This window comes from Bacillus tuaregi, assembly GCF_900104575.1.
Taxonomy (GTDB): domain Bacteria; phylum Bacillota; class Bacilli; order Bacillales; family Cytobacillaceae; genus Bacillus_BD; species Bacillus_BD tuaregi.
The window spans coordinates 92,586-105,844 of the sequence record NZ_LT629731.1 but is presented as its reverse complement, the minus strand read 5'-3'; the positions used below and the strand labels follow the sequence as shown (position 1 = coordinate 105,844).

14 protein-coding genes are annotated in these 13,259 nt (G+C 40.9%); 1 reads left to right on the top strand and 13 read right to left on the bottom strand.

Annotation, left to right across the window (positions count from 1 at the left end; all coding sequences use genetic code 11):
- Window positions 1-265: 265 nt before the first annotated feature.
- The 10 genes from dnaB to BQ5321_RS02830 form a co-directional block, all read right to left on the bottom strand.
- Complete coding sequence (gene dnaB, locus BQ5321_RS02875) at window positions 266-1,630, bottom strand: replicative DNA helicase (protein WP_071393128.1); 1,365 nt, start codon at window positions 1,628-1,630, stop codon at window positions 266-268.
- Between the two features lie 401 nt (window positions 1,631-2,031).
- Window positions 2,032-2,478 carry a 50S ribosomal protein L9 gene (rplI, locus tag BQ5321_RS02870; protein WP_071393127.1) on the bottom strand — a complete coding sequence of 149 codons (447 nt, stop codon included), beginning with the start codon at window positions 2,476-2,478 and terminating at the stop codon, window positions 2,032-2,034.
- Complete coding sequence (locus BQ5321_RS02865) at window positions 2,475-4,448, bottom strand: DHH family phosphoesterase (RefSeq protein ID WP_071393126.1); 1,974 nt, start codon at window positions 4,446-4,448, stop codon at window positions 2,475-2,477. Before BQ5321_RS02865 ends, rplI begins: the two co-directional genes overlap by 4 nt.
- Window positions 4,449-4,481: 33 nt before the next feature.
- Window positions 4,482-5,417 (bottom strand): YybS family protein, encoded by a 936-nt coding sequence (locus BQ5321_RS02860; RefSeq protein WP_071393125.1) that lies wholly within the window; start codon window positions 5,415-5,417, stop codon window positions 4,482-4,484.
- A gap of 190 nt (window positions 5,418-5,607) precedes the next feature.
- On the bottom strand, window positions 5,608-5,844 hold the full coding sequence (gene rpsR, locus BQ5321_RS02855) for a 30S ribosomal protein S18 (protein WP_071396751.1): 237 nt from the start codon (window positions 5,842-5,844) through the stop codon (window positions 5,608-5,610).
- A 57-nt stretch (window positions 5,845-5,901) separates the two neighbouring features.
- Window positions 5,902-6,429, bottom strand: coding sequence for a single-stranded DNA-binding protein (ssb, locus tag BQ5321_RS02850; protein ID WP_071393124.1), 528 nt, complete (start codon window positions 6,427-6,429; stop codon window positions 5,902-5,904).
- Window positions 6,430-6,499: 70 nt separating this feature from the next.
- Window positions 6,500-6,787, bottom strand: a complete 288-nt coding sequence (gene rpsF / locus BQ5321_RS02845) for a 30S ribosomal protein S6 (RefSeq protein WP_071393123.1) — start codon at window positions 6,785-6,787, stop codon at window positions 6,500-6,502.
- Window positions 6,788-6,960: 173 nt separating this feature from the next.
- Window positions 6,961-8,061, bottom strand: coding sequence for a redox-regulated ATPase YchF (gene ychF, locus BQ5321_RS02840; RefSeq protein ID WP_071393122.1), 1,101 nt, complete (start codon window positions 8,059-8,061; stop codon window positions 6,961-6,963).
- 178 nt (window positions 8,062-8,239) lie between these two features.
- Entirely contained in the window at window positions 8,240-8,446 is a 207-nt protein-coding gene (locus BQ5321_RS02835) for a DUF951 domain-containing protein (protein ID WP_071393121.1), read from the bottom strand.
- Between the two features lie 19 nt (window positions 8,447-8,465).
- Window positions 8,466-9,353, bottom strand: coding sequence for a mechanosensitive ion channel family protein (locus BQ5321_RS02830; RefSeq protein ID WP_071393120.1), 888 nt, complete (start codon window positions 9,351-9,353; stop codon window positions 8,466-8,468).
- Window positions 9,354-9,866: 513 nt separating this feature from the next.
- On the opposite strand from BQ5321_RS02830, the gene yyaC reads away from it, so the two are divergent.
- Window positions 9,867-10,499 (top strand): spore protease YyaC, encoded by a 633-nt coding sequence (yyaC, locus tag BQ5321_RS02825; protein WP_071396750.1) that lies wholly within the window; start codon window positions 9,867-9,869, stop codon window positions 10,497-10,499.
- Between the two features lie 68 nt (window positions 10,500-10,567).
- On the opposite strand, the gene BQ5321_RS02820 is transcribed toward yyaC, so the two are convergent.
- The 3 genes from BQ5321_RS02820 to BQ5321_RS02810 all read right to left on the bottom strand — a co-directional run bounded on the left by BQ5321_RS02820 (window position 10,568) and on the right by BQ5321_RS02810 (window position 13,018).
- A complete protein-coding gene (locus BQ5321_RS02820; protein ID WP_071393119.1) occupies window positions 10,568-11,275 on the bottom strand; it encodes a DUF554 domain-containing protein in 708 nt (235 codons plus the stop codon).
- 110 nt (window positions 11,276-11,385) lie between these two features.
- A complete protein-coding gene (locus tag BQ5321_RS02815) occupies window positions 11,386-12,264 on the bottom strand; it encodes a ParB/RepB/Spo0J family partition protein (RefSeq protein WP_071393118.1) in 879 nt (292 codons plus the stop codon).
- Complete coding sequence (locus tag BQ5321_RS02810) at window positions 12,257-13,018, bottom strand: ParA family protein (RefSeq protein ID WP_071393117.1); 762 nt, start codon at window positions 13,016-13,018, stop codon at window positions 12,257-12,259. The genes BQ5321_RS02815 and BQ5321_RS02810 overlap by 8 nt, the downstream gene beginning before the upstream one ends.
- Between the last annotated feature and the right edge of the window lie 241 nt (window positions 13,019-13,259).

Genomic DNA, 13,259 nt, shown 5'->3' with positions numbered 1-13,259 from the left:
GTGTCCTGCCTCGACGCACAGATTATGCTAGTCAATACCATAACCTCCCCGAGGACCCAAGACAAATAAATGTTATAATCATCAAACAACTTATAGTTTACCAATGATTGTTCCTAAAATCAACAAAACCCGAACATTTTATAATAACTATAATAATATGTTCGTAAAAACATAATATTACCCTTTTTCCAATTTATAGATTAATAGACAAAAAAAGACCTGAAAGCGAGGTGCGCTACAGGTCTTGATTTTACTTAGTCTATCCTTATGCACCAGGCGGAGCGCCTGTATCATCAAACCGCCGCTCGAGATTGACGAATTTATTGTACTCTTTAACAAAGGCCAGAGAAACCGTTCCTGTAGGACCATTACGCTGCTTGGCAATAATGATTTCAATGATATTCTTATTCTCAGATTCTTTGTCATAGTAATCATCACGGTATAAAAAGGCAACAATATCGGCATCCTGCTCAATACTTCCTGATTCACGGATATCTGACATCATCGGACGCTTGTCCTGACGCTGCTCCACACCACGGGAAAGCTGTGACAGGGCAATAACAGGCACCTGCAGCTCACGGGCAAGACCTTTTAAAGAACGGGAAATTTCCGATACCTCTTGCTGACGGTTTTCGCCGGAACGGCCGCTTCCTAGAATTAACTGCAGGTAGTCAATTAGAATCATGCCAAGTCCATGCTCCTGCTTTAAACGGCGGCATTTCGCTCGGATATCCTGCACTCTAACCCCTGGTGTATCATCAATGAAAATCCCCGCATTGGATAGGCTACCCATAGCCATTGTCAGCTTACCCCAGTCTTCATCAGTCAATGCTCCCGTTCTTAATCTCTGGGCGTCTATATTCCCTTCAGCACAAAGCAAACGCATAACAAGCTGTTCCGCACCCATCTCCAAACTGAAGATAGCAACATTTTCACCCGTTTTTGTTGCAACGCTCTGTGAAATATTTAACGCGAAGGCTGTCTTACCAACGGAAGGACGAGCTCCTACAATAATTAAGTCATTTCGCTGAAAACCTGCTGTCATTTTATCAAGCTCTGTGAACCCAGTAGCAATACCAGTAATTTCGCCTGCACTATTATGCATCTGCTCAATATTGTCGTAGGTACGAACTAAAACATCCTTAATATCGTGAAAGGCACCTGAATTTTTTCTTTGTGAAACAGCTAAAATATCTTTCTCCGCTTCACTTAACAATACATCTACTTCATCCTCACGCGTATAGCCTTCCTGGGCAATATTTGTGGCTGTTCGAATCAATCTACGTAGAATCGATTTTTCTTCAACGATTTTCGCATAGTACTCAATATTTGCAGCTGTCGGTACAGAACCGGCTAGTTCACTCAAATAACTAAATCCGCCAACGTCCTCTAATAGCTTCTTTGCAGCAAGCTCTTCTGTAATTGTAATTAAATCAACAGCTTCTCCTTTGTCATTCAAAGAAAGCATTGCATCAAAAATCCGTTGATGAGCGCCACGGTAAAAATCCTCTGGAATCAAAATCTCGGATGCCAACGTAAGTGATGACGGCTCAAGAAAAATAGCCCCTAGTACTGCCTGCTCAGCCTCCATATTTTGAGGAGGAAGACGATCCGCCACTAATTCACTCATTCATTAACCCCCATTTCGAAAAGCACATGATGAACTTTTCTAGTTTACTATCTATTTTCTAGTTTACTATCTATATGATGATAAAACTTAATCTATAATCAAATTCGCTCGTCGAATTTGCGTCCGGATTTTTATCGTAATCTATCATTAGTTTTTTTTCACAATATAAAAAAGCACCCTTAGTTCAATTAATCCTGCACATCATACGAGATAAATTCTAATCGTCATGATCTACCAATCATTGTGGCTAAAGGGAGCCTGTATAAAGGTCTTTTAGTTAGGATGATTTAAAGAAATGTGACCAGAAGACTGATCACATCCCTGATACTTTTCTATTGTAACATGTTTTAATTAGAATGGAACTTCCAAAATAAGTATAATAGGCAGAATTTATACGATTATTAAGCTTCCTTTACATGGACATTTAATGTAGCTGTTACTTCAGTATGAAGCTTTACAGGCACCTTCGTATATCCTAACGAGCGAATGGCATCCTCTAGCTCGATTTTGCGCTTATCGATTTTAATTCCATGCTTTTTCTGTAGTTGTTCTGCAATCTGCTTGCTTGTAATAGAGCCAAATAAACGACCGCCTTCACCAGACTTTGCAGATAATTCTACGGTGATTTCGTCAACCTTTGCTTTTAACCTTTTAGCTTCCTCCAGTTCTTCGGCCGCAAGCTTTTCTTCCTTTTTCTTTTGGGCATTTAGACTGCTAACATTAGCTGAGTTTGCTTCAACAGCCAAACCCTGCTTTAATAGAAAGTTATGTGCATAGCCATCGGCTACATTTTTTACTTCACCTTTTTTGCCTTTACCTTTTACATCCTTAAGAAAAATTACTTTCATTCTTTCGTTCTCCCTTCGAAATATTCATCAATTGCCTGTCTAAGACGCTGCTCAGCCTCTTCAATCGAGATACCGGTTAACTGAGTGGCAGCATTTGTTAAATGGCCGCCTCCATTCAGTGCCTCCATAATGATTTGGACATTGATTTCCCCTAAGGAACGAGCACTAATGCCAATCATGTTTTCTGAACGCTTGGAAAGGACGAAGGATGCCTTCACTCCATCCATTGATAGCAGAGTATCTGCGGTTTGAGCAAGCAGCACCTGATTATAAATTTCATCCTCATTACCTGCAGCGATAGCAATCCCTTCATGGTAATAGGTGACAGACTCAATAAGCTTCGCTCTTCTTACATACGTATCGATATCTTCCTTTAAGAACCGCTGCACTAACACGGTATCCGCCCCATGGGCCCGCAAATAGGAGGCAGCGTCAAAGGTCCTTGAACCCGTTCTTAACGTAAAGCTTTTCGTATCGACAATAATTCCTGCCAATAAGGCCGTTGCTTCCAGCATTTCAATTTTACTGTTCTTCGGCTGATATTCAAGTAATTCCGTCACAAGCTCTGACGTCGAGGAAGCATAAGGCTCCATATACACAAGCAGGGGATGGCTAATAAATTCTTCCCCGCGACGGTGATGGTCAATCACGACAGTATGGTCAATCTTAGATAATAGTCGTTCTTCAATAACCAAGGAAGGCTTATGTGTATCCACAATGACTAATAGTGTATCTTCTGTCGCAATTTCCAACGCCTGCTCAGAAGTAATAAATCGGGAAAATAAACCTTCATGTTTCTGAATTTCCTCCATTAATCTTCTGACACCGGTATCAATTTCATTAAAATTAACAACGACGTAGCCCTCACGCTGGTTCATTTGCGCGACCTTTAAAATACCAATTGATGCACCGATAGCATCCATATCAGGATACTTATGCCCCATGATAATGACCTTTTCGCTTTCAACCACTAATTCCTTCAAGGCATGGGAGATAACGCGGGCTCGGACTCTAGTTCTTTTTTCAACCGGATTGGACTTACCGCCGAAAAACTTCACCTTGCCGTTCGATTGTTTAATGGCTACCTGGTCTCCACCTCTTCCGAGCGCGAGATCAAGGCTTGATTGTGCTAGGGCGCCAAGCTCCGGTAGGGAGGAGACCCCAGTTCCAACCCCAATACTCAAGGTCAGTCCGACATTCTGCTTCGCTGTAGCATCTCGCACATCATCCAATATCGTAAATTTACCCTTTTCAAGATCCTGAAGAATGGACTCATTAAAGACGGCAATATAGCGGTCAGAAGATACCCTTTTAATAAAGACACCGTTTACTTGAGCCCATTGATTCAGAATGGAGGTAACCAGATTATTGAGGCTGCTTCTAGTAGGGTCATCCATTCCTTGTGTAACATCATCATAATTATCAAGGAATATAACCGCAATGACCGTTCGTTCATCCTCATACAGCTTTTCAATTTCAGCCTGCTCCGTGACATCTAGAAAATAGAGAAGCTTCTCATCACGCTTATGTATCACACGGAACTTTCGATCGTGAAGTGTAATAATTTCAGTCTCGACCTCTTGCTTTATTAACGGCACAATCGATTCTGCGACATCATACAATGACCTTCCGATTAGCGTATCCTCAGAGAAAGAGGATGAGATAAATGGATTCGTCCATTCAATATAATAATCATCATTAATCAGCATAATCCCAATTGGCATTTCCATTAATGCTTCTTCTCCGACCTTCTTAACACGGTAAGAAAGGGTTGAGATATATTCTTCTATTTCTCTCTTCTCGCGATTATCAACATAGAGGATGAAAAAAAAGAAGGGAGCAGATAGGAAAAAGCCAGCAGCACCAAACAGCCAATTAAAATATGCTAATATCCCTAGAAGCACCACTGTTATACCCATCAATCCATATAAAAGATAACGAATGGATCGCTTTTTTAAGTTTAAAGGCATGATTTCAGCTCCTGAACAGTAGTGTTTAGTTAGTTATTTAATCATTCTTTTTCTTAAATCAAATCCTAAATCAATTATACCTAAAATCCAAACAATATAAAGAAGAAACGGCATGATGAATACCAGGACGGTAACAATGACCGGCAGGGCTTTTGGCCACTCCTTTAAGTGACTGAAATACCAGATAAATGCTAATCCTTGAATGACCATTAATAATTGTAGTACAAATAGGATATTTGTTAAAGCTATATGGATGTAGCCACCTGCATCGGTTTGAAGAAACAAGGAAGCCACTAGTGCGAATAAAAAATAATAAAGGAGACTCTTCGGAAGCGTCAGCTCTCTAAACGACCTCCATTCACCAATATTTACCCCAAATCTTTTGATAATTGGAAAACTAACCAATTGGATTAGGAATACCGTCCCCAATGATATCATGACAAACAAGCTTGGAACGAGTGACTGAAGCAATTCAATTCCTGCATTTAGCTGTTCAAGGAGAACCGCATTTTGCTCCTGCCCGAGTGCACTCAATATACTCATGGACTGATCAACAGATTCTCTAACTAAATCTACGCTCTGCTCAATAATATCAATTTTAAAAAAGGCGACAGCCACTGCGTACTGGGCGACTAGGTTCAGCAGAAAGGTAATGGTACCCGCAAGAAATACAGCTGCTCTTCCTTTTTGATTGCGTACAAAATCACCCATGACGAGACCGGTTAACCCGTAAGCCAAGGTTAGTGGAATCGCTAAAAGAGTGCCGACAATCAGTGAAAGAAAGGTCGCAGCGACTATAAAGACAAGCGAAGACTGCCGATTATGCTTAGCGGCGAACATAATGAATGGTAGAGAAAGGAATAGATTTACGAATGCACCAAGAATCGGTACATAAATCGTAATAAGCAGCATAACAGTATATGCAGCTAATAAAATAGCTCCCTCTGTCAGCTTATGTACATTTTTCAATTTTACACCCCTTACTGAGGAATACGTTCTTCTTTATTACTTCATTTTATCGACTATTAGCAGGATGTTCAACCATGCTACTCATGGAGCAGAAAGAGCAGCGGAACAACCTGTGAACAAAACAAAAAAGGACACCATACAGATGTCCTTTTAATGAAGAGGAGCTAACAAAGCTACCTCACTTTAGTTATTATTCACCAGATACGTATGGTAACAATGCCATTGTACGAGCACGTTTGATAGCAGTTGTTAATTTACGTTGGTATTTAGCGCTTGTACCAGTCACACGACGAGGTAAAATTTTACCGCGTTCAGAGATGAATTTTTTTAGTAAATCTACATCTTTATAGTCGATGTGAGTGATACCATTTGCTGTGAAATAGCAAACCTTACGACGTTTTGCACGTCCGCCTCTGCGTCCACCCATTGCCATAGTTCATTCACTCCTTTACAAATTTTTTATCACGTTCAGAAAGCTAAACACTTAGAATGGAAGATCATCGTCAGAAATATCAATTTGACCATCCTGAGCAAATGGATCTTCATCTATACGAGTATAGCCTTGGTTATTAGGTTTATTTGGTTGTTGGCGCTGCTGATTCTGATTGTTGTTTCCATATCCGTAATCCTGCGGACCACCGCCAAAGCCGGCGTTACCAAAGTCGCCTCTGTTACCGCCGCCACCGGAACCACCTTTAGGCTCAAGAAATTGTACACTTTCAGCTACAATCTCTGTAACATAAACGCGTTTGCCATCTTGTCCCTCATAATTTCGTGTTTGGATACGTCCATCCACACCGGCAAGACTACCTTTTTTCAAGAAGTTTGCCACGTTTTCAGCCTGTTTACGCCAAACAACGCAATTAATAAAGTCTGCTTCCCGTTCACCTTGTTGATTTGAAAATGTACGATTCACAGCCAACGTAAAGGTAGCAACAGCTACACCACTTGGCGTATAACGCAGCTCAGGGTCCTTCGTTAAACGGCCAACAAGAACAACACGATTTAACATCAGAATCAACTCCTTCAACGGCTATTTGTTTCACGGTGAAACAAATGATTTTTTAAAATTTATGTTAAGCTTACTTTTCGTTTTTAACAACAATATGACGAATGATGTCTTCGTTGATTTTAGCTAGACGGCTGAATTCTTCAACTGCAGCTGGCTCAGCGTTAACATTGATTAGTTGGTAGTATCCGTCACGGAAATCATTGATTTCATATGCAAGACGACGTTTACCCCAATCCTTTGCTTCGGCAATTTCCGCGCCATTATCAGTTAAGATTGTGTTAAAACGCTCAACTAGAGCCTTTTTAGCTTCATCTTCAATATTTGGGCGGATGATGTACATTACTTCGTACTTTCTCATCACGTTCACCTCCTTTTGGTCTAAGCGGCCCACAAAAGGGCAAGGAGCAATTAATTAATTACTCACAGAATAAGATTATAGCATAGCAGAAAATGAAAAGCAATGTCGAAATAAAAATTGAAAAGGCGCCAGGCAGCACCCAGAAATTGGGTGGTGCCTGGCACCTTACCGAATTATACATTAAAACGGAAGTGCATAACGTCTCCGTCTTTTACTACATAATCCTTACCTTCAAGGCGTACTTTACCAGCCTCTTTTGCAGCAACCATATTTCCTGCTGCTAATAGGTCTTCATAGGAAACTGTTTCAGCACGGATAAAGCCTTTTTCAAAGTCGGAGTGAATGACACCAGCACATTGTGGAGCCTTCATTCCTGTACGGAATGTCCACGCACGAACCTCCTGAACACCTGCTGTAAAATACGTAGCAAGTCCTAATAGGCTATAAGCTGCTCTAATCAGCTGGTCAAGACCTGATTCAGCAATTCCAAGCTCTGAAAGGAACATTTCCTTTTCCTCTCCTTCAAGCTCAGAGATTTCCTCCTCAATCTTCGCGCAGATAACAATAACCTCAGCCTCTTCTTTGGCTGCATATTCCTTTACCATTTGCACATAAGGATTCTCTGATGGATCTGCTACATCATCTTCACCTACATTGGCTACATAAAGAACAGGCTTAATCGTCAGAAGGTGAAGAGCCTTGACATACTTTTGCTCTTCCTCGGTAAATTCTACTGTTCTCGCCGGCTTGTCCGCTTCAAAGGCTTCCTTCAGCTTTTGCAGGGCTTCAAACTCAATAACAGCATCCTTATCTTTTTGTTTCGCTAACTTTTCAACACGGCCTATCCGTTTTTCAACTGATTCAAGGTCCGCTAAAATCAATTCAAGATTAATGACTTCAATATCATCAATTGGATTTACTTTACCGGATACATGGGTAATATTCTCATCCTCAAAGCAGCGAACCACCTGACAAATGGCGTCCACTTCACGGATATGGGAAAGGAATTTATTCCCTAACCCTTCACCCTTACTTGCACCCTTAACAATCCCGGCAATATCGGTAAATTCAAAGGTCGTTGGTACGGTCTTTTTCGGTTGAACTAGTTCTGTTAAATTATTAAGCCTGTGGTCAGGCACCTCTACAACCCCTACATTCGGGTCAATCGTACAAAACGGGTAGTTCGCAGACTCCGCCCCCGCCTGTGTGATTGCATTAAATAATGTAGACTTTCCGACGTTCGGCAATCCTACTATTCCAGCTGTTAAAGCCATCCTCGTCACTCCTCAAACTTAGTCAATCAATCGTACATGCTCTATTTTCATGTTAGTATCATTCGTTTTTTCCAATAAAAAGAAATACAAACCTCACACAATTATAGAGAGTTATTCTGAAAAGCGCAAGGTGCCCGTTCATTGACGCCCTGCGCTAGACATTTAAAAGGCCTATATTTTATTCGGTCTCTTCCACATGCTTTACAAGGATTTTTTTCATTTTTCGGGCAAACTCTTTTCTTGGAATCAGCACACTGTGTGAGCAGCCTTCACATTTAATCCGTATGTCCATCCCTAATCTGATGATCTTCCAGCGGTTCGTTCCACAAGGATGGGCCTTTTTCATTTCCACAACATCATTTAAACCAAATTCCTTTGTTTCCATTTAAGTTACCTCCATTCCGCTAAACCCCTTGTTTTAATGCAGGCTCATGCTCCTGTCTGGAATACATGACAAGCCTTGGATAAGGGATTTCAATTCCTTGTTTATCAAGACAAAGCTTAATTTCCTTTCTTAATTCCCTCGCTATCGGGAAATGCCTCATTGGGGTGGTTTCAGCAGTAACCCGCAGTAGCACCTCTGATGCACCAAGGCTTTGCACACCGAGTAATTGAGGCTCTGAAACAATATCCTCATATTTATCCATCATCGTGCTAAGAAGCGCCCGAATCACCTCTTCGACTCTTTTAATATCTTCTTCATAGGAAATACTGATGTCAACAACCGCCACACTATTATGCATGGAGAAATTCGTTACCTCGATGATACTCCCATTCGGTAAGATATGAAGTTCTCCTGTCCATTGTTTAATTTTGGTTGTTCTTAAGCCAATCTCCTCAACAGTCCCTTCAAACTGACCGATTCGAACATGATCTCCAACAGAGAACTGATCCTCGAAGATGATAAAAAATCCTGTGATGATATCCTTTACAAGGCTTTGGGCGCCAAATCCCACTGCAAGACCTACAATACCAGCCCCGGCCAAGAGCGCTCCAACATCAATCGTCAAGGTTGATAGTATCATTAGTATAGCAATGAAATAAATAACGTACGTTAATACATTCTGTAGCAGCTTTAAAAGCGTTGCTTCTCTGCGCTCAGAAATTCTCAGAGGCGAATGCCTTCTAGCCGCGAAAATATTTTGAATCGCCAGCTTACCGAGTCGAACAACAATCATACTGATTAGCAGAATACCTAGAATCTTTAAACATCCCTCACCAATACTAATCCAAGCATCCTCGTTAGCCATTTTTTCCAAAATATTCCGTATTATCTTTGCGAAATAATCCATCTTTTCACCCTAAATATGTTTATTCTTGATAAAACAATTTCATTTTAACAACTATCCTTTTATCTTTGAAGTAGAAAATCATGACCTTCTAAATTTAGGTTTCCTTTAATGATAAGTTTTCCCAATTCTAAATGAAAAATTAAAGTAGCAAATATATGTATAGATAATGATATATTTCCGTATACTAATAGAAAACGAAATAATTTATTAGCCGTATTAAAGTACAATGTTGATTATCCAGCAGGTTGATTGTAGTGGAAGGCACGCAGACTCCCGCGGGAGAAGCGAGGCAGACGAGATCCCGCAGACACACAGTGTCGAGGAGGCTCGGCGGTCGCCCGCAGGAAAGCGAAGTGCCTGGTACGAAATCAACACTGATGTTTAACAGAGCCGATTTATTAAAAGATATATAAATAATACCTCATCGATAGATTATCCATTATAATCTCCATTACTTTATCCACAATAGATTCCAGCTATTTCACCAGTTTTCAAACAGGGGGAGAGTGCATGTTGAATTATAAAAGTAGCATTTTTAATAAAGTAAAAAATGAAGCAGCGAGAGTGAACCATAATGAGCAGGATGCAGCAGACAAGGTGGCAAAGGAGCTATTTGCGCTAATGCCAACATCCCTAAGCAATAGACCGATTGTCTTTGTCTGCATCGGAACAGACCGTTCAACCGGTGACTCATTAGGTCCACTAATTGGCACTTTACTCCAAGAAAGAGCACCCCAATCCTTTCACGTCTATGGTACTTTAGAAAATCCGATACATGCCTTAAACTTAGCTGAGAAATTAACAGAAATTAAAACAAAGCATCTAAACCCGTTTATTATTGGCATTGACGCCTGCTTAGGAAGACTTAAAAGTGTCGGTGTTATTCAAATTGGCTCTGGTCCAGTCAAGCCTGGGTCAGGCGTAAATAAGGATCTTCCTGCTGTTGGTGACATCCATATTACAGGCATTGTCAACGTTAGTGGGTTTATGGAATACTTTGTACTACAAAACACTAGACTGCATCTTGTCATGGAAATGGCTAGGACCATTGCCGATGGTATTTACCACACAAGCAAGCTTTATGAACCAAGCTATTTCTCCAAGCTAAAATGGCAAATAGGCCAAGAGCAGGAACAAACTCCATAAGCTCTGGTGCCAGGCACCACAAAAAGACAGTTAGATGGCATTTGTCCATCTGTGGTGCCTGACACCAACTAGAATGAAAATAGATACATTCCTGTTACAATGATTGCAGTCACTAGTATACCAGGTAGTAAATTGGCTACTCGAATTTTTGTTAATCCTGTCACATTTAAGCCAATGGCAATAATCATGACTCCACCGGTTGCTGTCATTTCAAGAATAAATTGATCCATTAAGGCCGCAGGAACTAAGCGGTCAATTTGAGTGGCAAATAAGGCAATAAGTCCCTGATATAAAAAGACAGGAATAGCAGAAAAGATAACCCCAATACCCAAGGTTGTCGTTAAAACAAACGCCGTAATGCCATCAAGAATTCCCTTTGTATACAGGACTGCATGATCGCCGCGAATTCCGCTGTCCAATGCCCCGAGAATACTCATAGCACCTATGACAAAAATTAAGGTAGCTGTAACAAACCCTTGGGCAACACTCCCCTTTGCCTTAGCACCTAATTTATTTTCCAACCATACACCCAAATTATTTAATCTATCCTCCAGCCTGAGTAATTCGCCCATCATCGTACCAAATGCTAGACTCAGGATGACAATTAAGAAATTTTCACTTTTCAACCCCATTTGCAGTCCTAATACCATAACGGCTAGACCCATGGCATACATAATAGTCGTTTTCATCTGTTCCGGAATCCGATTTAGAACCTTACCGATAATTGACCCCACAATAATTAACAAACTATTCACTGCCGTCCCTAAAATAAACATCACTTTCACCTCATAAGAAGAAGGGAGATACATCTCCCTATTTGTTATTATGCTATTTAGTCAGCTCAATTCAAAAAAATAAACCATCCAGTTTTGATGGTTTAATTCATTTATCTCGACTCTAGCATTTCTAATATGCGTTCGAGATCCTCGCTAGAGAAAAATTCAATTTCAATTTTCCCCTTATCTTTGTTTTTGGTTTGCTTAATATGAACACTTGTCCCAAATCGTTCCCGTAAGGTGGATTCCTGTGCTTGAATAAAAACGTCCTTCTCTGCGACTGGCTTCTTTGTTTCACGTGGAACAGGATTATTTAACTGCTGGATTAACTGCTCTAATTGCCGAACATTTAAGCCATCCTTTAACACCTTTTCAACAACGCTTGGAATGGCTTCCTTCTTACGCAGACCCAGTAGTGCCCGACCATGTCCCATTGAAATTTTACCTTCCGAAATCATTTCCTGGATTTTCGGAGGGAGCGACAATAGACGAATATGGTTGGCAATATGCGGTCTACTTTTCCCAAGTCTTTTCGCTAAGTCCTCTTGCGTTAATTTCAACCTTTCCATTAATAGCTGATAGGCAGAAGCTTCTTCAATTGGAGTTAAATCCTCCCGCTGCAGGTTCTCAAGCACAGCGAATTCCATCATTTGCTGCTCAGACAATTCCCTGACAACAACAGGGACCTTCGTCAGATTTGCTGCTTTGGCTGCACGATAACGCCTTTCACCGACAACAATTTCATAGCCTTTAATCGTTTTTCTAACGATAAGTGGCTGCAGTATTCCATGCTCGATAACAGACTGCTTTAGCTCCTCAATCGCTTCCTCAGCAAAGATTTTCCGTGGCTGGTAAGGGTTCGGCTTACAATCCTTAATCTCAATTTCTTCAATGGCTTCTTTATTATCTACTGTATCAACCTTTGGTAATAAAGCATCCAACCCTCTTCCCAATCCTTTACCAAGTCCCTTTCCAAGACCTTTAGCCATTCATAACCACTTCCTTTGCTAAATCTAAATATACTTCAGCACCGCGAGATTTAGAATCATAGATAATAATCGGTTCACCATGACTTGGTGCCTCACTTAGACGTACATTTCTTGGAATAATGGTCTTATACACCTTATCTTGAAAATACTTCTTAACCTCTTCAATCACTTGAATTCCGAGATTAGTTCGGGCGTCAAGCATCGTTAATAGAACACCTTCTACCTTTAAATCATGATTTAGATGCTTTTGTACTAAACGGACGGTATTCAATAGCTGACTTAGCCCTTCTAATGCATAGTACTCACATTGTACTGGGATGAGGACAGAATCAGCAGCAGTCAATGCATTAAGCGTCAAGAGACCAAGTGAAGGGGGACAGTCTATTAGTATATAATCGAATTCATCCATTACTTTCTCCAAAGCCCTTTTAAGACGGACTTCCCTCGATATTGTAGGTACCAACTCAATCTCCGCTCCAGCAAGCTGAATGGTGGCTGGGAGAGAATAAAGATTTTCTACTGCTGTCGGTCTGATGACCTGCCCTGCATCCACATCATCAACCAATACATCATAGACACACTGATCAACATCCGCCTTTTCAATTCCAACACCACTGGTAGCATTCCCCTGCGGATCAATATCTACCAATAACACCCTTTTTCCTATGTAAGCTAAGCAAGCACCAAGATTAACAGAAGTGGTTGTCTTACCCACACCGCCCTTTTGGTTTGCTATTGCAATTACTTTTCCCATATTACCACCTACCTTTATTTCCATGGAAATCTTTCTCTGAATATGAATCTATTAAAAAATATATAACTTAGCCGCTTGTCGGGTCTGGCAAGCCGCTTCCACTTTTAATTTATCCAGCTGCAGCGGCTAGACCCTCGGGGTCATAAGCTGTGTCGATGTGAAGGTTAAAGTGCAACCTTCTCATCACCCCATCTTATGCCTGTCGGGTCTGGCAAGCCGCTTCCACTTTTAATTTATCCAG